The 19,837-nt window shown below is 74.0% G+C and carries 18 protein-coding genes; 7 read left to right on the top strand and 11 right to left on the bottom strand.

Going from position 1 to position 19,837, the window contains the following annotated elements; all coding sequences use genetic code 11:
* The first annotated feature begins 8 nt into the window (after positions 1–8).
* From C4U03_RS36780 to C4U03_RS36770, 3 genes are all read left to right on the top strand, one after another.
* Positions 9–1,622 carry a TerD family protein gene (locus C4U03_RS36780; protein ID WP_103944422.1) on the top strand — a complete coding sequence of 538 codons (1,614 nt, stop codon included), beginning with the start codon at positions 9–11 and terminating at the stop codon, positions 1,620–1,622.
* A 72-nt stretch (positions 1,623–1,694) separates the two neighbouring features.
* On the top strand, positions 1,695–2,258 hold the full coding sequence (gene thpR, locus C4U03_RS36775) for an RNA 2',3'-cyclic phosphodiesterase (protein WP_103944421.1): 564 nt from the start codon (positions 1,695–1,697) through the stop codon (positions 2,256–2,258).
* Positions 2,259–2,337: 79 nt separating this feature from the next.
* Positions 2,338–2,826: a pyridoxamine 5'-phosphate oxidase family protein gene (locus C4U03_RS36770; protein WP_103944420.1), complete on the top strand. Its 489-nt coding sequence runs from the start codon at positions 2,338–2,340 to the stop codon at positions 2,824–2,826.
* Between the two features lie 140 nt (positions 2,827–2,966).
* On the opposite strand, the gene C4U03_RS36765 is transcribed toward C4U03_RS36770, so the two are convergent.
* From C4U03_RS36765 to C4U03_RS36750, 4 genes are all read right to left on the bottom strand, one after another.
* On the bottom strand, positions 2,967–3,212 hold the full coding sequence (locus C4U03_RS36765) for a hypothetical protein (RefSeq protein WP_103944419.1): 246 nt from the start codon (positions 3,210–3,212) through the stop codon (positions 2,967–2,969).
* Positions 3,205–3,516 (bottom strand): type II toxin-antitoxin system Phd/YefM family antitoxin, encoded by a 312-nt coding sequence (locus C4U03_RS36760; protein ID WP_103944418.1) that lies wholly within the window; start codon positions 3,514–3,516, stop codon positions 3,205–3,207. Before C4U03_RS36760 ends, C4U03_RS36765 begins: the two co-directional genes overlap by 8 nt.
* Positions 3,517–3,584: 68 nt before the next feature.
* Positions 3,585–5,570: a hypothetical protein gene (locus tag C4U03_RS36755; protein WP_103944417.1), complete on the bottom strand. Its 1,986-nt coding sequence runs from the start codon at positions 5,568–5,570 to the stop codon at positions 3,585–3,587.
* A gap of 121 nt (positions 5,571–5,691) precedes the next feature.
* A complete protein-coding gene (locus C4U03_RS36750; protein WP_235018358.1) occupies positions 5,692–6,690 on the bottom strand; it encodes a hypothetical protein in 999 nt (332 codons plus the stop codon).
* Positions 6,691–7,002: 312 nt separating this feature from the next.
* On the opposite strand from C4U03_RS36750, the gene C4U03_RS36745 reads away from it, so the two are divergent.
* Entirely contained in the window at positions 7,003–7,920 is a 918-nt protein-coding gene (locus tag C4U03_RS36745) for a class II glutamine amidotransferase domain-containing protein (protein WP_103944416.1), read from the top strand.
* 24 nt (positions 7,921–7,944) lie between these two features.
* On the opposite strand, the gene C4U03_RS36740 is transcribed toward C4U03_RS36745, so the two are convergent.
* The 3 genes from C4U03_RS36740 to C4U03_RS36730 form a co-directional block, all read right to left on the bottom strand.
* Positions 7,945–9,120: an esterase-like activity of phytase family protein gene (locus C4U03_RS36740; RefSeq protein ID WP_235018357.1), complete on the bottom strand. Its 1,176-nt coding sequence runs from the start codon at positions 9,118–9,120 to the stop codon at positions 7,945–7,947.
* Between the two features lie 191 nt (positions 9,121–9,311).
* Positions 9,312–10,424 (bottom strand): phosphoserine transaminase, encoded by a 1,113-nt coding sequence (gene serC / locus C4U03_RS36735; RefSeq protein ID WP_200827719.1) that lies wholly within the window; start codon positions 10,422–10,424, stop codon positions 9,312–9,314.
* Between the two features lie 65 nt (positions 10,425–10,489).
* Positions 10,490–10,918 (bottom strand): hypothetical protein, encoded by a 429-nt coding sequence (locus tag C4U03_RS36730; protein ID WP_103944414.1) that lies wholly within the window; start codon positions 10,916–10,918, stop codon positions 10,490–10,492.
* A gap of 153 nt (positions 10,919–11,071) precedes the next feature.
* Between C4U03_RS36730 and C4U03_RS36725 the strand changes: the two genes are divergently transcribed.
* Positions 11,072–13,984 (top strand): ABC transporter substrate-binding protein, encoded by a 2,913-nt coding sequence (locus C4U03_RS36725; RefSeq protein ID WP_103944413.1) that lies wholly within the window; start codon positions 11,072–11,074, stop codon positions 13,982–13,984.
* Between the two features lie 20 nt (positions 13,985–14,004).
* On the opposite strand, the gene C4U03_RS40845 is transcribed toward C4U03_RS36725, so the two are convergent.
* From C4U03_RS40845 to C4U03_RS36710, 3 genes are all read right to left on the bottom strand, one after another.
* Entirely contained in the window at positions 14,005–14,862 is an 858-nt protein-coding gene (locus tag C4U03_RS40845) for a DMT family transporter (RefSeq protein ID WP_160147224.1), read from the bottom strand.
* Complete coding sequence (locus C4U03_RS36715) at positions 14,859–15,761, bottom strand: DMT family transporter (RefSeq protein WP_103944412.1); 903 nt, start codon at positions 15,759–15,761, stop codon at positions 14,859–14,861. Before C4U03_RS36715 ends, C4U03_RS40845 begins: the two co-directional genes overlap by 4 nt.
* Before the next feature lie 133 nt (positions 15,762–15,894).
* Positions 15,895–16,614, bottom strand: coding sequence for a polysaccharide deacetylase family protein (locus C4U03_RS36710; protein ID WP_103944411.1), 720 nt, complete (start codon positions 16,612–16,614; stop codon positions 15,895–15,897).
* On the opposite strand from C4U03_RS36710, the gene C4U03_RS36705 reads away from it, so the two are divergent.
* The gene (locus C4U03_RS36705; RefSeq protein ID WP_103944410.1) at positions 16,613–17,791 is read left to right on the top strand and encodes an MGDG synthase family glycosyltransferase; all 1,179 of its coding nucleotides are present in this window, start codon (positions 16,613–16,615) and stop codon (positions 17,789–17,791) included. The genes C4U03_RS36710 and C4U03_RS36705 overlap by 2 nt on opposite strands.
* 82 nt (positions 17,792–17,873) lie before the next feature.
* Here the strand turns inward: C4U03_RS36705 and C4U03_RS36700 are convergent, their stop codons facing one another.
* On the bottom strand, positions 17,874–18,986 hold the full coding sequence (locus tag C4U03_RS36700; protein ID WP_103944409.1) for a citrate synthase 2: 1,113 nt from the start codon (positions 18,984–18,986) through the stop codon (positions 17,874–17,876).
* A 126-nt stretch (positions 18,987–19,112) separates the two neighbouring features.
* Between C4U03_RS36700 and pdxH the strand changes: the two genes are divergently transcribed.
* Positions 19,113–19,814 (top strand): pyridoxamine 5'-phosphate oxidase, encoded by a 702-nt coding sequence (gene pdxH, locus C4U03_RS36695; protein WP_103944408.1) that lies wholly within the window; start codon positions 19,113–19,115, stop codon positions 19,812–19,814.
* Positions 19,815–19,837: the final 23 nt, after the last annotated feature.

The raw sequence follows: 19,837 nt of genomic DNA, 5'->3' as shown, positions 1-19,837 counted from the left end.
CGCCTACGATGGCCGAACTGCCGCGCGGGGCCAACGCCCCGCTGCCCGCCCGCCGGGTGGCCGCGACCGTGTCGTGCGCCGTCCCGGTCGATGTCAGCGCCCTGACCGTCGGCTCCGACCTGCGTGCGCGCTCCGAGGCCGACCTGGTGTTCTACAACGCCCCGCAAGGCCTCGGGGTGCGCTGGTCGCAGGCCGGCGGCGGGCAGCGCATTGACGTGGACCTGGACGCGGTGCCGGCCGACGCGCAGGCGGTCCTGATCCTGGTGAGCCTGACGGGGGCGGTCTCCTTCGGCGCGGTGCCGCCTCCACAGCTGCAGCTGACCGCCGACAACGGCGGCACGCTGGCGATCTTCACGGTGCTGGACCTCGGCCCCGAGAAGGCCATCCTCGGCCTGGAGCTGTACCGGCGCGGCGAGGGCTGGAAGGTGCGGGCGCTCGGGCAGGGCTACGCGGGCGGCCTGGCCGAGCTGCTGACCGCGCACGGCATCGAGGTGGACGACCCGGGCGAGCCCACGGCCGCGCCGCCGCCCGGCCCCGCGGTGGGCGCCGCGGCGCCCGGCGGGGCCGCGCCGCCGCCCCCGCCCGCGCAGCCCGCCGGCTCCGAGGTGGGGTACGTCGAGCGGTGCTGGCTGGTGTGGGAGGACGCTAGCCGTTCCCTGTCGGCCTACCGGTCGGCCACCGAGCACGCGCTGAACATCCGCAACGACGAGATCGCCGGGCGGGCGCCGCACGGCCGCTTCCAGGAGCTGATGGCGGCGGCCGCCGACCGGCTCGGCTCCGACGCGGCCCAGCTGTCCGGCGAGCTGGCCGGGGTGGAGGCGCAGGTGAGCGCCGAGGTCGCCCCGTTCACCGGGCCGTCCTGGCTGACCTGGCAGCCCCGGGAGGACATCGCCGAGGGCGTGCTGCTCGGCGGGCTGACGGTCGCCGAGCTGCCCGACCTGCGGGTGCCGCTGGTGCTGCGGGTGCCGTGGCGGCGCGGGGTGTGGGTCTCGCGCGGCGCGCTGCCCGGCGACTCGGCCGCCTACGCCTGGTCGCTGATCACCCGTTTCCTGGCGGCGGTCCCGCCTGGCCTGGTGGGGCTGGAGGTCATCGACGCCTCCGGGCTGTCGGGCGCGGGCTGGCTGAACGGCTTCGACCCGGCCACCACGGCGGGCCTGCTCGGCGGTGGGGTGGCCACCGGCCCTGCTGCCGGCGCGCGGCTGCGCGGGCTGCTGGACCTGGTGGACCTGCGCGGGGTCGGCGGCGACGAGACCGAGGTGCCCGCCGGGCTGGCCGCCGGCCCGCCGGTGCGGCTGGCGGTGATCATGGACGCCGGTGCCGCGCTGGACGGCGAGGACGCCCACCATCTGCTGCGGCTGGTGGAGGACGGGCCGCTGGTGGGCGTACCGGTGCTGCTGGTGGAGACCGACACGCCGGCGGGCGAGTCGGTGCGGTCGCTGCGGGTCCGGCAGGCGTGCAACAACCTGCCATCGTCGGAGGGCACCATCGCCGACTCGTGGGTGGGCACCGACTGGACGCTCACCCCGGACGTGCTGCCCGACGCCGGGGACGGCACCCGGATGCCGAGCCTGTTCGCCCATGTGCTCGGCGCGCACGCCCGCGCGATCGCCTCGTACGGGTAACGGACCCGCTACGGACATGACAACTCGCCTTTTCGGCTGGGATGCTGGGTCCGTGGCCTTTCGGATCCGCCTATGAGGCTGTTCGTGGCGCTGGTGCCGCCGCCGGACGTCCTGGACGAGCTCGACCGGCTGCTGGAGTCGTACCGGGCGTCCTGGCCGGACCTGAAGTGGATCAGCCGCGACATGATGCACATCACGCTGGCCTTCCTGGGCGAGACCGACGAGCGCACCATCGCCCGGCTGCTGCCCCGGCTGGAGCGCGCCGCCGGGCGTTATCCGAAGATCGAGCTGTCGTTCGCCGGGGCGGGCGCCTTCCCCAGCGGCGGCGCGCACGCCCGCGTGCTGTGGACGGGCGTGTACGGCGACCGCGGTGTCCTGACCCGGCTGGCCGCCTCGGTGAACGCCGCCGGGCGCCGCGCCGGGGCGCCGCTGGGCGAGCACAAGGGCTTCCGCCCCCACCTCACCCTGGCCCGCAGCCGCCGCCCCACCGACATGCGCCCGCTGGTCGAGGAACTGTCCGCCTACGCTGGGGCGACCTGGACCGCCGACGCGGTCCACCTGGTCCGCAGCCACCTGCCGGGCAAGAACTATCCCGGCTTCCGCTACGAGATCATCAACACCTGGCCGCTGAGCTGATGGCGCCCCCGGTCGCCGGGCGATTTTGTCACACCCCGCTGGCAGGCTGGGAGCTTCGTCATGACTGGAGAGGAGCCCTATGGCCAGCTGGCGAGAGGTCACCGAGTCGGCGCCCGAGTTCGCCGGGAAGGTGCGCGAGCTGATGGACGCGCACAAGCACAAGACGATCGCGACCCTGCGCAGGGACGGATCGCCGCGGATCAGTGGCATCGAGGCCGACTTTGTCGGCGACGAGCTGTGGTTCGGCTCGATGCCCGGCGCACTCAAGGCCCTCGACCTGCGGCGCGACCCCAGGTTCGCGCTGCACAGCGCCTCCGTTGCGCCCCCGGACGACCCGTCGGCCTGGCCGGGCGACGCCAAGTTCTCCGGCCACGCCATCGAGGTCACCGACCGCGCCGAGCTGGAGGCCATGTTCCAGGCCCGCGGCCTCGACGCGGCCCAGTTCGCCGACTCCCACTTCTTCAGGGCCGACATCCACGAGGTCGTCCTCACCCGCGTCGCGGGCGACCACCTGGACATCGACCTATGGCGCGCCGACCAGGGCCTGCGCCGCTTCGAGCGCAAGTGACCCGCTGCCGACCCGGCCCGTTCCGGGTATCGTCCCGGCCGTGCGGAACGATCAAGTACTGGACGGCCGGGCGGCCCTCGTCACCGGTGTCAGCCGGCGCGCCGGCATAGGGTTCGCCATCGCCCGCGTCATCGGTCGGGTCAGGTGTTGGGCAGCACCTTCGTGATCATGACGGTGTCGTCGATGACGAGGTAGTAGATCGTGGCGTATTCGGTGGGCAGTTCATAGCTCGCGTGGCCGAGATCTTCGATGAACGGCTTGGCATGCGGAGGAACCGGATCATCCAGAAGGCCCAGAATCGCCAGCTCCGCGGCACGGCGGATGTGTGCTGGAAATCCGGCCACCTCTCGCCGTATGCCATAGGCGTACAGCAGGTGATCAGGCACGCTCCTGCCTGTCCATGCCGTTGTCGGCTCCGTTGTCGGCAATGCTGGCCATCAGGTCCTCGCGGGTGACACGTTCGGTGCCGGGCGGAATCTCGCCGCGCCGGAGGTACTCGGCGGCCTCTCGAGTCTGCCGTTCGACATCGGCACGGCGCAGTCGCTGCAGTTCTTCATAGGCGCTGCGCGGGATGACCACGACAGGATCGCCACCATGGCGGGTGATCTCGGTCACGGTGCCTGCGTGTGCGGCGGCCGTGCAGATCTTGCCAAGGCGGTTACGAGCTTCGCGGAGAGGAACGGAGTCCATGTGCTGACTCTATCTTGATAGTGCACATTGTGTACACAAGTTGCTCGGTGGCCGACGCAGTCGGCTGATCACAGCTCCGGGGGTGGGGGTGTGGTGCGGTCGGCGTCGGGTGGGCCCCAGGGGAGGCCGTAGCGTTCGCAGGCGCGGCGTAGCTCGTCCAGGTCGGGAGGGAAGGAGACCTGGCGCAGGACGCGGCCCGCGGGGCTCCAGACGACCAGGCGGGGGACGCGTTCGACGGAGTCGTCGATGCCGATGCCGCCGACGGTGCCGCGGGTCAGGTTCCAGGCGACCCGGCCACGCCGGCTGACCACCGCGATGCCGGTGGGGGAGACCTGGAGCTGGTCGCGGTTGCGGTCGTAGATCCAGTAGCCGGCCAGGCCGATCAGCAGCCCGGCCGGGGCCGCCCAGCCCAGGGTCGGCAGGGGGCCGCCCAGGTCGTCGCCCACCCACAGCGCGCCGAGCACCGCGACGACCTCGCACATCACCACGCTCAGCAGGTAGGTGCCGACGCGGGAGCGGCGGGTGGCGTCCAGCAGCACCCCGGGCCCGTCGTCGTCCGGCGCTGCCTCGTCGGCGGCGGGTTTGGACGGGCCGGCCATGGCTTCCACGGCGCTGTGGAAGGCGGCCGACAGGTAGGCGTCGTACTCGGCGTCGGTGACCGGCAGCCCCGCCTTGCGCGCCTGCTCCCGCAGGTCGGTACGGGAGATCCGCAGCGCCGACAGCGGAGCGGAGAAGAACTCCTCGCCGGCCGTGTCGTGCAGCCGCAGCCAGGCGTGCCCGTCGATGGTCAGCAGCTCGATGCCGCCGATGCGGTCCTCGGGCATCCGCAGCACCACCTCGCCGGCCGCGTCCGCCCAGCCCAGCCCGTCGTCGGTGACCACCAGCCGGCCTCCGGGGACTTGGGCGAAGACCTCCGGCAGCCCATCCAGACCGTAGCCGGAGGGGCGGGGCGCCCGTGCGCCCGGGGTGATCACCCGGTAGCCGCGCTCGTGCAGTTCGTGGACGAGCTGGAACTCCTCTAGCCCGTCGGCCGGCAGCCGGGCCAGCAGTCCCATCCGGTGGTCGAAGGCCAGCACCGCCAGCGGGCAGGCGCCAGGCGCCCCGGTCACCGGATCCACCCGGACGCCGGGGCCGACCACCAGCGCGGCGATGTCGGCGGCGTGCACCCGCCGGCCGCGGTCCCCACGCCGGGGCCGCCGGGCGCGCCCGCGGTGCACGACCAGCCGGCCGGAGGTGATCGTCCAGCGGACCGGGCGTTCGCGCAACAGCCTGCGATGCGTGGCGTACAGGGCCACCAGAGCGGCCAGCGTCCAGCCGGCCGCCGCCAGCCGCGCCGGCAGCGGGGGACCGGCGGGCGAGTCCACCGCCGTCCGGGCCACCATCAGGGCGCCGAGCACGGCGACCAGCACGCCCAGCGCGGTCGCCCTGGCACGGCCAGGGACCGGCGGGGGAGCGTTCAGCCGGGCGGGCGGCCGGCGCTCGGGGAGCACCGGCCGGGGCTCGTGCGCGGCGGCCAGCAGATCGGCCTCCTGGGCCAGCAGCCGCGCCTCGGCGGTGTGGTCGGGGGACGGCCGGTCGGCCGGGGCCAAGCCGGAGTCCGCCAGCCGCCCGGCGTCGCCGTCCAGCACCCGCATCGGCAGCCCCAGCCGCCGCGCGGTCACGTAGAACGCCAGCGGTTCGAAGCCCATCCAGGCCAGCTCGCCGACCGGGGCGCGGCCGAACTTGTGGAAGACGGTCAGGTAGCCGTCCTCGGCGGTGAGCGCCAGCTCCTCGATGCGCTCGCGCGCGTAGCCGGTGACGACCCGTCCGTCCGGGCCGATCTGCTCCAGCCCGGCCGGCGAGAGCCGCCAGTACGGGCTCCGGCGGCGCGGGCGGACCGCGCCGAGCAGCCAGGGCACCGCCGAGACGGCGGCGATCAGGACCGCCCACAGCCAGGCGGGCCGGATCGGCAGCAGCGCCACTCCCAGGGCCGCCACGGTGAACGGTCCGCCGCCGACCGGGCGTCGCCGCCCCGCGGGCCCCGTCCAGGACTGGCCGACGAGCTCAGGTTGCACAGTCCCTGATCCTGACATGTGCGACGCCGTTCGCGCCGCCGACTTCACGGTCGGATACCTCACTCGCGCGCCGCGGTCAGGGCGATCAGGGTGGTCAGGGGGGCCAGGGCGGCCAGGGCGGTCAGGACCGTCGCCGCAGGATGCCGTAGCCGACCGCCAGCGCGATGCCGGCCACCAGGACCAGGCCCACGTTGCGCTCGTTCGGCTCGTCGTCCTTCTCCCGCCCGCCGGAGGCGGCGGGGGAGGGGGTCGGGGTGGGCCTGGCCCGGTCGGGCAGCGGGACCTTCCACACCGGCTGCCGGGTGCCCTCGGACCCGGCCAGCAGTGACCGCCCGTCGGCCGAGTAGGCGATCGACTCGCCCTGCTCCTGGCCGGGCAGCCCCACCTTGCGCAGCGGCCTGGTCTTCTCCGCGGCGTCGTCGTCGAAGGAGTACACCTGGGCGGAGAAATACGTGCGGATCACCAGCGACCGCCCGTCGGGCGCGAACGCCCCGTCGGTGGCCAGCGCCGGGACCCGGCCGACCCGGCGCAGCGTGTTGAACCCGGTGGCGCGCAGCCGGGCGGGTGCCTCGTAGAGCGCGCCCGAGAACAGCTTGCTGGCGATGTACAACCGGTTGGTGCGCGGGTTGATCATGACGGTCTCGGCGTTGCGCGGCCCGTCCTCGTACTTGAGCCGGAACGCGGTCGCCCGCAGCGTCTGGTCGCGCAGCCGGGACGGCTCCGGCACCCGGTAGACGGTGACGTACGGCCAGGCGCCGCCGAGGTTGTCGCCGATGTCGGCGACGAACAGCGCCGGGCGGCCCTGCTCGTCCTCGCCGATCGCCATGCCCTCCCAGTCGCGGGCGGTGGCGCCCGCCAGCGTGAACGTGGCCAGGGTGCGGCCGTCAGGGCCGATCGCGAAGATCAGGGGGGAGCCGCCGGAGTCGTTGTGGGTGTAGACCACGCCCTGGTGCTGCCTGCTGACCGCCAGCCCGCTGGACTCGGTGATGCGCGGATCGGTGATCGTGAAGGCCCGGGTGGCGTCGTCGTCCCGTACCGTCCCGGCCCGTGCGCCGGGGGCGGCCAGCACGCCCGACAGACCGGCGAGCAGCGCCGCCGCGACCCCTATGCGCAACCTCATCCCCCTTGTCCCCCTCATCCCTCGATCATTTCCGATCGCCGGCGGGCGGGCATCCTTCGGCGGAACGAGCCGCCGGTCGGCGGGATGGCCCGCCAGGACGATCCGGGAGCGCGGGACGTCCCGCGGACCCGCCGGTCAGCCGATCAGCGCACCGATGATCACGACGAGGACCAGGACGGTCAGGACGGTGGGCAACAGCCAGCGGGGTGGGCGGTTCACCCTTGCAGCTTATTTGCCGTCCGATGGTGCCGGGCCGGGAAGCGGGCCCGTCCGGAGGCGAACCGGCCCCGCCGGCACGGCGTCTCATCTGGCATGTGCGGACTGTTCGGGCTGCTGCGCTCGCCCTCGGCGGCGCACCCGGAAAGGGCCTCGGACGCCTTCGTGGTCCTCGGCACGCTGGCCGAGGAGCGGGGCGGCGGCTCGTGCGGGGTGGCGCTGTTCACCGGCCGCCCGGTGACCTGCGGCGCCCCCGTGCCCCCCGGACTCGGCGACCTCAGCGTCGACGGCTGCCGGATCGTGCGGGGCCGGGGCGGGTTCGGCCGGGTGTGGCGCCCGGAGCCGCTGCTGCCGCTGCTGGACCACGCCCCGATCGCGCTCGGCCACACCGGCTGGGCCGTCCCGGCCCGGGAGGAGGCCGGTCCGCTGGTGGTGCCCGGTCCCGGGGCCGGGATCGTGGCCGCCCATGGCGGAGACGTCGAGGCCGCCGCGCTGGGCGAGCGGTTCGGGACGCCTGCGGGCCGGGACGGCACCGGCGGCGAGGCGATCTTCCGGGCGTTGGCCGGGCGGCAGGACCTGGCGGCGATCACCGAGGTCCTGTCGGCGCTGGTCGGCCGGGCCGCGCTGGCGTGGGTCGACCGGGCCCGCCCGGACCGGGTGCACCTGGCCCGGGCTGCGCTGAGCCCGCTGGCGGTGGCGGTGGACACCGAGCGGAACATGTACTGGGCGTCCAATCCCCGCTGGTTCCGCGAGGTGCGGCAGCACACCGCGGTGGAGTTCGCCTCCGCGGTCATGCTGCGCGAGGGCACCTACCTGGAGATCGGCCGGCACCCCGCGCCGGGCGTCCGGGCCCGCGCCGGGTTCCTGCCCACCGCGCGGCCCGGCGACCTCGACGAGCGGGTCTGGGCCGGGTTCACCGACGCCGACCGCGACCGGGACCGGGCCGGGCTGCGGCACGCCGTCCACCGGCGCCCGGCCGGCGACGGCACCGGCGGGTTCGCGGCCGTCTCCTGACTCCGCCGGCCGGCCGGGGGCCGGTCACGGGCAGCCCCGCAGCCCCCGCACGGCGAACAGCAGGAACTGAGTGACCTCCTGGCGGTCGAAGTTGTCGTCGGATCCGATGAGCAGGGTGCACTCGCCGGACCTGAGGCGCGGGCCCCACGACAGGCTCTCCAGGTTCTGCACGGGCCGTCGGAACGAGCCGAGGTCGCGGACGAGCCGCTTGGTGACCGGCCGGTACCCGCGGCCTTTGGCGAGGCTGTCCTTGGCCAGCACGTTCGTCGCGTCCCGGGTGTCGAATTCGTACAGCTTGGCCCGGTAGCCGACGCCCTGGATCCAGGAGCGCTCCAGCGCGAGGTAGCGGTGGTTGTCGATCGCCAGGATCTCCGAGACGCCGCTGTCGTGGGAGCCGCCGGCCGGCCGGGGCGCGGCGGGTAGCCGGTCGAGCCGGTACGCGTACTGCGCGTACAGGCGCCGTCGTGGCCAGCGGTCCCACAGGGTGACGCGGGTGGTGGCGCCGTGCTCGACGGTCGGCACTGGGCCGTCCTCGTAGCCGGGGCCCTCCTGCATGACCGCGATGAAGCGCGGGGCCAGGGCCAGGCCCTCGATCGAGTAGTTGCGCCGGGGGCCGTGGCCGGCGGTGCTCAGCAGCAGGTTCGAGGGGAGTTGCAGCTCGCGCAGGTGCCGGCCGTCCTTGCCGTTCCAGCGGACGAACGGCTGGGTCAGCGGGATGTGCGGGTTGGCGGCGTCCGGCCGGTCGCCCTCGCTGCCCCACACCACGCGCCGCGACCATGGGTCGAACCTGATCGTCTCCGGGTCGGCCGACCGGGGCCTGCCGTGCGGGGCGTACCGGTGGCCGTCCGGCCGCTGCAGGGTCGTCACCTCGGTCATTCGCACCCCGGCGAACGCCCCGGTCTCCGGGTGGATGTCCAGGCGGCCGCGGTAGAAGCGGGGGGCGTTGTGGCGCCCCCGGTCGTCGGAGATGAAGTACCAGTTCCTGGTGGTGGGGTCGTAGTCGATGCCGGACAGGCCCCCGACGGTGGTGCCCTCGAAGGACATCCGGTGCGGCAGCCGCTGCTCGCCGAGGAACCGAGTGATGCGGAACCGCTCGAAGCGGTCCAGCGCGGATGCCGAGGCCGGTGGCGCGGCGATGACGCAGGGGACGCCGGCCGCCACGAGCGCGCCGGCGACCGCCTTTCTCCAGGTGCTGGTCACGTACGTCTTCCCATCCTCACGAGGCTTCGCCGAAGAACCGGAGACGGACGCGCCGACACCGGATCACTACGGAAGGTAGTTAAGCGATTGCCGGGCGTTGAAGGAAGGAAGACAGGCCGGGCGGCGACATGACCGTCACCGCGAAGGGCACCCCGCCGACGCCGGCGGGGTGCCCTTGGGGACGGATGCGGCTAGAGCCGCTCGACGACGTGGTCGATGCAGGCGGTCAGCGCCTCCACGTCGGCCGGGTCGATGGCCGGGAACATGCCGATGCGCAACTGGTTGCGGCCGAGCTTGCGGTACGGCTCGGTGTCCACGATGCCGTTGGCGCGCAGCACCTTGGCGACGGCGGCGGCGTCCACGGTGTCGACGAAGTCGATCGTGCCGACCACCTGGGACCGCTGCGCCGGGTCGGCCACGAACGGCGTGGTGTAGGAGGTCTTGTCCGCCCACGTGTACAGCCGCTGCGCGGAGTCGGCGGTGCGCGAGGTGGTCCAGGCCAGGCCGCCCTGCCCGTTCATCCACTCGATCTGCTCGGCGAACATCAGCAGGGTCGCCACCGCGGGCGTGTTGTAGGTCTGGTCCTTGGCGGAGTTGTCGACGACCGTCTTCAGGTTGAAGAACTCCGGCACGTACCGGTCGGAGGCGGCGATCTCCTCGATCCGCTCCAGCGCGGCCGGCGACGCCAGCGCCACCCACAGCCCGCCGTCGGAGGCGAAGCACTTCTGCGGCGCGAAGTAGTAGACGTCGGTCTGGCCGACGTCCACCGGCAGGCCGCCGGCCCCGGACGTGGCGTCCACCAGCACCAGCGAGCCCGCGTCGCCGACCCGCTCGATGGGCATCGCGACGCCGGTGGAGGTCTCGTTGTGGGTCAGGGCGTAGACGTCCACGCCCTCCTCGGCCCGCGGCAGCGGGTGCGTGCCCGGGTCACCGGAGATGACCGACGGGTCGGCCAGCCACGGGGCACCCTTGGTCACCTTGGCGAACTTGCTGGAGAACTCGCCGAACGTCAGGTGCTGCGACTTGTCGCGGACCAGGCCGAAGGCGGCGGCGTCCCAGAACGCGGTGGTGCCGCCGTTGCTGAGCAGCACCTGGTAGCCCTCGGGCAGCGAGAACAGCTCCGCCAGCCCCTCACGGACCCGGCGGACCAGCGACTTGACCGGCGCCTGCCGGTGCGAGGTGCCCAGGTAGGCGCTGCCCGACTCGGCGAGCGCGCGCAGCTGCTCGGGACGGACCTTGGACGGACCGCATCCGAAACGGCCGTCTGCGGGCTTGAGATCTTCGGGGATGGCGATGTCGGTCACTCGACACACCTTAGTTGACCTGGGAGATCGAACTCACAGCGCGTCCGGATCGTGAGATGAACGTCTCATCTGCGGCGCAGCGCGCGGATCCCCGCCACCAGCAGCCCGAGCAGCCCGAGCGCCGCCAGCCCGGCCAGCACGGCGTGCGCCGTCCAGGGCCCGTCCTCGGAGGTTCCCCGCGCCAGCGCCCCGCCGGAGTCGTACAGCAGGAACGCCAGCGCCACCGCCACGATCCAGGCGACCGCCTTGCGCGAGGCGGAGTCCCGGCGCCGCCGCTTGTCCTCGCGTTCGGCCTCGTAACGCCGCAGCTCCGCCAGCTCGGCCGCACGGGACCGGGCGTCGTCGGCCTCCTCGTCGGCCTCGTCCGGAAGCGGCCGGTCCGGCGCGTCCCGCCCGTCGTGACGCGGCTCCTGAGGACCGGTTTCGCGCAGATGATCACCGTTGGGGTCATCGAAGTCCCCGGCACCGGCGTCATAGGGAGGGGAGTGCGTCACGCGCCCATGATGGCAAACCCTCACCGAGGGGTTGCCGGGAGTCCGGAGCCCCTGGCGGGCAAAGGCGTGCGTGGCCTTCCGTAAAGCCGACTTGACCGATTACATAGTCGGGCGCCGGGGTGTCAAAGGCCTGGCGCGGCAGGAGGTGGACGGGTGGCAGCGGAGCGGGTCGAGCAGGGTGCGCCGCCGCACGGTGACGCCCGATCCCGGCAGCTGGTGGCGGTGCTGCGGCAGATGCGGCGGCGGCCCGCGTTCCGGGCGGGCGACCGGCTGCGCCCGCTGCTGCTGGCCGCCGACGCCGGCGCCTGGCAGGACTGGGCCGCCGACCGGCTGGCCGCCGACTGCCGCTCCGACGGCGGCCTGTACGCCCGTGTGCACGCCGAACGTCCCAGCTCCGACATCGCCGACCTGCTGCGCGACATCGCCCACCAGCTCTCCGAGAGCGGCCCCCGGATGGAGCCGCCGCTGCGCTTCCAGCTGCTGAGCATGGCGCTGTGGCTGCAGTCGCTGCGCGCCAAGCGGCTGCAACTGCCGGCCAGCGGCAGTCCGCCCCCGCATCCCCCGCACGAGGCCGACGACTGGGAGCTGGCGGCCCGGCTGCGGGAACGTGCCGCCGACGGGACGCCGCGCCGGGTGCTGGCCGCCGGGATCCGGCTGCGCCGCCAGCGGGTGCTGCCCGGCCGGGGCGGGCAGCGCGACAAGCTCGCCTCGGTGCTGACCTACCTGGAGCAGGCCGCCCCGATCGGGGTGGCGGTGGTGGCCCTGATCAGTGCCACCGCGGCCAGCACCCTGGATCTGGCGGCGGCGATGGTGACCGCGATGGCCGGGGCGGCCGCCATCGCCGGGCAGGCCGGGATCATCACCTGGGACTGGGCCGGGCGGCGACGCTACCGCTGGTTCGCCCGGCAGCGGTACGGGCGCAACCTCCCGCCGGGCCCGCACCGGCCCGAGCCGCTCGGCGGCGGCTTCCTGGCCTTCGCGGTGGACCTGGTCTACCGGCCGGCGCCGCCCGCGCCCGGCCCCGACGGGCGGCCCGGTCCCGAGGACGACCTGGACAAGCTGCTGATCGCGGCGTTCCTGGAGGACCTGCGCCAGGGGTACCGGCGCAGCTGGCGGCGGGTGACCTGGGCGCGGGTGCGCTACCCGACCGTGATCCTGGACGCCTACGGCGACGGGGTGGCCCGCCGCTTCATCGAGCTGGTCGAGCAGGTGCGGGCCGAGCGGCTGGAAACGTCCCGGCCGCCCGGCGCCGTCCTGTCAGAGCGGGAGCTGCGGGAACGCGACCGGATGCGGCCGGAGCGGGTCTCGGCGCGGATCGCGTTCGACCCCCTGGTGATCGCCGCCTGCCTCGGTCCGGCCGAGGAGGTGCGGCGGCTGGCCGAACAGGTGCGGGTGCACCCCACCCGCGCCGAGCTGGCCGACCTGGGCGAGGTACGGCAGGCGTACTCCGACTACTGGGACGACCGACGGCGCGCCATCGCCCTGGGCTACGCCCGGGACGTGCCGGTCGACCTGTCCGCGGGCGACGGCCGGTCGGCGCACCGGCTGCCCGCCCGCCGGCGCCCGTGGCTCGCGCATCCGGTGATGCCGTGGCTGGTGGCGGGCACTGTGCTGGCCGCGTCCGTCGGGGTGATCGTGGTGCAGAGCGTCCGGTACTGCGACCCGCGCACGGTCTGGCACGCCGCCAACGGTGAGTGCGTAGGGATCACCGACGGCTCCTACCCCTTCAGCAGGCGGCTGGCGGGCGTCCAGGACCGCATCGAGAAGCTCAACCGGGACGTGATCGCCTCGGGCAAGCCGTACGTCACGCTCGTCTTCCTGACCGCCCTGACCAACGACCCCGCCACCAAGAACCCGCAGGCCGACCTGCAAGCCGGGGTGCACGGCGAGCTGGCCGGGCTGGCGATCGCCCAGCAGCGGCACAACGACGGCGGCCAGCCGCTGCTGCGCATCCTGCTCGCCAACGCCGGTTCCCGCTTCCGCTACGCCCCTGAGGTCGCCGAGCGCATCCGCGAACTGGCCGTCAGGGACCGCACGATCGTCGGGGTCGGCGGCTTCGGGCACAGCAGGCGCAAGACCCAGGAGGCCATCGAGGTGCTGTCCCGGGCGGCGCTGCCCATGATCGGGACGACCAACACCTACGACGACACCGGCCGGCAGCGCGGCGGCTTCTCCCCGTACTTCTTCCGCCTCGCCCCGCCCAACGCCCGGCTGGCCGCGCTGGCCGCCCACTGGGCCAAGAGCGGCCGGCTGGGCACCACCGGGCAGCCCGTCACCAGGGCCGACGTGTTCTACGACGCCGCCCCCGACGACCTGTACAGCAGCAACCTGGCCCAGGACTTCGCCAGGGAGTTCGGGCGCGGCAACGTCCGGATGCTCCCCTACACCGACGCCGTGCAGGTCCCGGCCAGGGTGCAGGAGGCGTGCGCCGACCCGGCCCCGGTCCTCTACTACGCGGGCCGCTCCGACGAGTTCCGCTCGTTCATCAACCGGCTGGCCAACACCTCCTGCGGCGGGCGCCGCATCGTGCTCGCCGGGGACGAGGTGACCAAGTACGTCAGCGACAACAGCGTCGAGATCGGCAGCACCGACTCCATCCGCCTCTACTACACCCCGCTGGCCGCCCGCGAGGCGTGGGAACCCAAATGGGTCGGCGACGAGCCCCTCCAGGTCTTCTACAGCGCCTTCGGCCCCCTGCTGGAGGACCTGGTCGGCGAGGACGCCCCCGCCAACGAGCGGCCGTCCATGACCCACGCCGCGCTCGGCTACGACGCCGCCCGCACCATCATCGGCATCACCGAGCGGATCTACGGCGACCAGGCCGGGACGCTCCCCACGGCCGCCGCCGTGCTGGCCGCCCTCACCGAGCCGTACGAGGGCGCCCAGCCGCAGGGCGCCACCGGCCTGCTGCGCTTCGGCCCCAGATCCCAGGGCCACCAGGTCCCCGACAAGCCCGTCCTGCTGATGTCCGTCCGCCCCGACGGCACCCAGCAGGCCGTCGCCGTCTGCGGCCGCCTGGTCAACGGCGCCGTCCAGGATGAGGGCTGCCCGGCCGGAACCCGCTGACCGGGTACGGCCGGGCGCGCTCACTCCGCGAGGGGGACGGCCGCGCCGTGGAAGGCCGGGGTCCTGGAGATCTCGATGGCCCCGTACACGATCAGCCCGACGCCCACGAGTTCCAGGGCGATCCACGGACCCGCACGGATGGGCTCGTCGAACAGCAGCGCGCCCAGGATGATGCTCGCCACCGGGTCGATGATGGTCAGCGGCGGCTGCGCCGCCACCAGGGTCCCGCTGTGCAACGTGACCTGGAGCAGCATCAGGCTGAACAGCCCGGTGGCCACCATCGCGTAGGGCTGCCAGGAGGTCAGCGCCTGGACCGGGTCCGACTTCAGGATGCCGGTGCTGCCCTTCATCAGGGCGGCGGTGAAGGCGAAGCCGACCCCGGTGGCGGCGCCCAGCAGCACGGTCCGGCGGCTGCCGCGGACCAGCCACGCCGCCACGAGCATCGCCGCGATCGCGCAGGCGACGCCCAGCGCGGCGAGCACCCAGTCGGCCGTGGCGGGCGCCGAGATCCCGGCGCCCGGAGCGGCGGCGACCAGCAGACCGGCCAGGCCCGCCGTCATGGCGACGGTGGCCAGCCAGGTCTGCGCCGACAGTCGCGCCCTGAAGAACAGGGCGATGATCAGCATCGTGAACGGCAGCTCCATCACCAGCAGCGGCTCCACCAGGGACAGTCCGCCGAACCCCAGCGCGGCGGCCTGGAGCACGAAGCCGCCGATCAGCGCGGCGATCCCGGCCAGCCAGACCGGCCGGCGCAGCAGCGTCCGGGCGAACAGCAGCGGGCCCGCGCCTTCCGGGACCGCCAGCGTCCCGCGCCGCTGCAGCACCGAGGCCGTCGCGTTGCAGAGGGAGGCGACCAGCGCCAGCAGGACCGCGATCATGGCAGGCGGGCCTCCGAACCCGCGGCCACCTCGGTCTTCTTCTTGGTGAGGATGGGCGAGCGGCCGAGCACGAGGATGCCCGTCACCATCGCGATGAGCCCCAGGATCTCGGCGGTCAGGGCCACCGGGGTGACGACCAGCCGTTCGGAGAAGATGACGACCGCCAGCACGATCCCGGTGACGGGTCCGGCCGCGGTGCTCGCCGGCAGCGACACCTGCAGCGGGGCCATGTCGAAGGCGCTCTGCGCGAGCAGCAGGCCGGTGGCGCCCACCGCGACCAGGGCGTAGGGGTGCCAGGTGACGAACAGAGCGCCCAGGCCCCGCCCGGCGATCTCCAGCGAGGCGCGGGTCAGCACGTCCTGCACGCCGTAGAGCATCCCGGCCGCCGAGGCGAACAGGATCGCCCGGGGGATGAGGCGGAGCCGCCGGCCGAGCGCGACCAGCGTCGCCGCCGCCATCACCACGAGGCCGGCCGCCAGCCAGCGCAGCGAGGCCTCCGGCACCCGGGCGCCGTCGTGCGGCTGCCCGAACAGCAGGAACGTGGAGACCCCGGCGCAGACCAGGACCGCCCCGCACCAGGCCGCCAGGGTGAAGCTCTCCCGGTAGATGAGGTGGGCGAAGACCAGCGCGAACACCAGGGTCATGGCCAGCAGTGGCTCGACCGCGGTCACGCCGGACATCGAGAACGCCACCGTGCTCAGCACCTGCCCGCCGATCATCAGGGCGATGCCGAGCAGCCACACCGGCTTGCGGATCAGATGCAGGATCAGCTCGATGTGCAGGACCTCCCGCAGCGGCTCCTGGTAGGCGGCGTGCTGCTGGCAGACGAAGCCGATGCCCAGCAGGCAGGCGGCCATCAAGGTGATGATGATGCCCACCGCGTGTCCCGCGATGTCCATGCGATCCGCCTTACCCGCCATGGCCGCGGCACATCCCACATTCGCCGACCTGGCCTTTCGTGGTGAACCGGTGGCCGCCGGACGGCCCCGTTTGCCGTTCGGCGCCCCCGGGAACGGATGGCCGGGGGAGGGATCACCGGGCCCGGCCGACTCCGTGGTCGCGCAGCGGGCCCACGTCCAGCCCTATGGCTCGGCACTGCCCGATCAGATCCGGCAGAGCGCCGAGCGCCGACCGCCAGGAGCCGGGGGACGAGGTGCAGTCGGAGTCATGCAGCAGCACGGTCGCCCCGCCGCGCAGATCCGGGCGCAGGGCGGCCAGCACGGATGCGGGGGTGGCCTCGGCGGTCCAGTCCCTGCCCCAGGCGGTCCACAGCACCGGCCGCAGCCCGAGGGCGCGGGCGGCCAGCAGGGCCTCGGCGCTCAGCACCCCGTACGGCGGCCGGTACCAGACCGGGCGGGCGCCGGTGAGCGCGGTGACGAGGCCGACGGCCCGCCGCAGGTCGGCCGTCACCCGGCCTGGCGCGGTGACCAGGGCGTTGTGGTGCCGCCAGCCGTGCACCCCGAGCTCGTGGCCCGCGGCGGTGAGGCGCCGGGCCTGCTCCGGGTGGCGGTGCAGCATCTCCCCGAGGACGAAGAAGGTGGCCTGCCGGCCCGACCGCGCCAAGGCGTCCAGGAACCGTGGCGTCGAGTGCGGATCGGGCCCGTCGTCGAAGGTCAGGGCGACGTGATCGGGGCGGCCCACCCCGGCCAGCGCCGGCAGCCGCCGGCGGACGGACGGCAGCCAGGTCGCGGCCGGCCCCGCGTGGGCCAGCGCGAGCCCGGCGAGGCCGACGGCGACGGGCAGGCGATTCATGACATCGAGTCTGTGTGACGACGGCGCCCGGGCCGGGGACCGGGGACGGCGTTTCCTCATCCTCAGCGCGGGCATGGGGGCGGGCCACGACGGGGTGGCCGTGGAGCTGGCCCGCCGGCTGGCCGCGGCCGGGGCCGAGGCCCGGGTCGTGGACGTGCTCGACCTGCTGCCCCTCGGGCTGGGCCGGGTCCTGCGCGGCTGGTACCGCTGGACGGTGCGGGCCTGCCCGTGGCTGTACGAGCTGATCTACCGGAGGTTCTTCCTGTCCGCGCGGTCGCCCGGGGCGGGGCCGCTGGCCGCCCTGGCGGCCCGGCGGCTGCGGCGAGCCGGGCCGTGCACCGAGGTGATCTCTACCTTCCATCTGGCGGCGCAGGTTACCGGGCTGTCACGGGCACGGGGCGGGCTCACCGTGCCGAGCACCGTGCTGATCACCGACTTCGCGGTGCACCGGATGTGGCTGCACCCCGGCAACGACCGGTACCTGTGCCTGGATCCGGCCGTGACACGGGCGGTGTCGGCGGCGACCGGCCGTCCGGCCCGCCGGTACGCGCCGGTGGTCCGGCCGGAGTTCCGGCGCGCGGCGCCCGTTCCCGCCCGGCCGGTCCGCGGCCGGGACGGCACACGGCCGGTGCTGGTGGCGGCGGGCGCGTGGGGAGTGGGCGAGGTCGAGGAGACCGCTCGTGCGCTGGCCGGCTCCGGCCGCTACATGCCGATCGTGCTGTGCGGGCGCAACGAGGCGCTGCGGGACCGGCTGGCGGGGGCGGGCCTGGACGCGCTGGGTTGGCGGACCGACCTGCCGGAACTGATGGCCGCCGCGTATGCGCTGGTCGACAACGCCGCCGGGCTGACCTGCCTGGAGGCGCTGGCGGCCGGGCTGCCGGTGGTCTCCCACCGGCCGATCGCCGGGCACGGGCGGGACGGGGTCCGCCGGATGGCGCGGGCCGGGCTGGTGCCGGCCGCGCGGGACACCGGGGAGTTGCTCGCGGTTCTCGACGGCCTGGCGGACCCGGACCGGCGGGCCCGGCTGCGCGCCCGGGTGGCGGAGGTGTTCGCCGCGCCGCCCGTGGAGGACCTGCTGATGCCCGGCCTCGAACCGGCCGGGGCTCCACCGCATGGCGAGGCCGGGGTGCCGTCGCATGGCGAGGCCCGCCGGTCGAGCACCGGCGGGCCGCCATGACGGATCGGATGTCCGGGCCGGACGACGGGGGATCGCCCGGCCCGTTCCGCGGGGGCCGGGGGGCGTTCCGCGGAACGGCGGGTCAGTCGGCGTTGCGCTTGAGGGCGTCGTCGGCGCCGGCGACCTCGGTGATGGGGCGGGAGCCGGGGCCGACGTAGCGGGCGCTGGGGCGGACCAGGCGGCCGGTGCGCTTCTGCTCCAGGATGTGGGCCGCCCAGCCGGCGGTACGGCCGCAGGTGAACATGGCGGGCATCATCGCGGGCGGGACCTCGGCGAGGTCCAGCATGACCGCGGCCCAGAACTCGACGTTGGTCTCGATGGCCCGGTCGGGGCGGCGCTCGCGCAGGATGGACAGCGCGGCGTCCTCCAGGGCCTTGGCGGCCTCGAAGCGGGCGGCGCCCAGCTCCTTGGCGGTGCGGCGCAGCACCCGGGCGCGGGGGTCCTCGGCCCGGTAGACGCGGTGGCCGAAGCCCATCAGCCGGCCGCCGCCGTCGAGGATGTCGGTGACCACCTTGCGGGCGTCGCCGGTGCGCTCCACCTCCTCGATCATCGGCAGTACCCGGGCGGGCGCGCCGCCGTGCAGCGGGCCGGACATGGCGCCGATCGCGCCGGAGATGCTGGCGGCCACGTCGGCGCCGGTGGAGGCGATGACGCGGGCGGTGAAGGTGGAGGCGTTCATGCCGTGCTCGGCGGCCGAGACCCAGTAGGCGTCGATGGCCTTGACATGGCGGGGGTCGGGCTCGCCGCGCCACTGGATCATGAAACGCTCGGTGATCGTACGGCCCTCGTCGACCCGCTGCTGCGGGACCATCGGCAGGTCGATGCCGCGGGCGGACTGGGCCGCGAACGACAGCGCCAGCGCCGAGACGCGGGCCAGGTCGTTGCGGGCCTCCTCGTCGCTGATGTCCAGCAGCGGCCGCATACCGTAGGCGGTGGCCAGGGCCGGCAGCGCGCCCTGCACGTCCACCCGGACGTCGCCAGAGCGGGACGGCAGCACGTGCGGGTCCGCTGGGGCCAGCCCCGGGTCGAAGCCGTCGTCCACCAGCAGGCCCCACGCGTCGCCGAAGGAGACGCGGCCGACGAGTTCCTCGATGTCGACGCCCCGGTAGCGCAGGGCGCCGCCCTCCTTGTCCGGTTCCGCGATCTCGGTCTCGAAGGCCACGACCCCCTCAAGACCGGGTTTGAAGTCGGACATGTTCGTCCTGCCTTTCGTCCCCAAGAGTGATAAGGCGGTGTTGGTTCATTGAACCCTGTCGTCATTACCGCTCAGTACCCAGGTCCCCACAAGACGCACAACGCCCAGGTGAGAGGCTCTGCCACTGTGCAGCACAACCCTGATCCGGCCCGTCTCCGCAGCGCCTACGAGGGCAACGGGACGGTCCGTTCCTCCTTTCCCGGCGACCTGCCCGGCGAGCCGGTCGACCTGTTCGCCGCGTGGTTCACCGACGCGCTGGCGGCCGGTCTGCCCGAGCCCAACGCGATGGTCCTGGCCACCGCCTCGGCCGACGCGGTGCCCAGCGCACGGCTCGTTCTCCTCAAAGGGTACGGAATCGATGGATTCCGGTTCTTCACCAACCACACTTCGCGTAAGGGACGAGAGCTGGCCGCCAACCCCCGTGCCGCGCTGGTGTTTCCCTGGCACGCGATCCACCGGCAGGTCAGGGTGACCGGTCCGGTGCGCCGGCTGTCGGAGGAGGACTCCGCCGCCTACTTCCGGAGCAGGCCGTACGGCTCGCAGGTCGGCGCCTGGGCCAGTCATCAGTCGGCGGTGGTCGGCTCCCGGGAGGAACTGGACGCCCGGTACGCCGAACTGGCCGAAAAATGGCCGGATCCGGCCGTCGTGGCGGGCGCTGAGGAGGTGCCCGTGCCGCCCTTCTGGGGCGGCTACCTGGTGGTCCCCGAGGAGATCGAGTTCTGGCAGGGGCGCCCCGACCGCATGCACGACCGCATCCGCTACCGCAGGGAGGAAACGGGAGGGGTCGCCCCAAGCGGGCGGTGGGTCATCGAGAGACTCTGTCCGTGACATCCGAACAGGTCTCAAAACCC

Source organism: Thermomonospora echinospora (genome assembly GCF_900108175.1).
Classification (GTDB): Bacteria; Actinomycetota; Actinomycetes; order Streptosporangiales; family Streptosporangiaceae; genus Thermomonospora; species Thermomonospora echinospora.
This window is presented reverse-complemented; position numbering and strand designations above follow the sequence as displayed.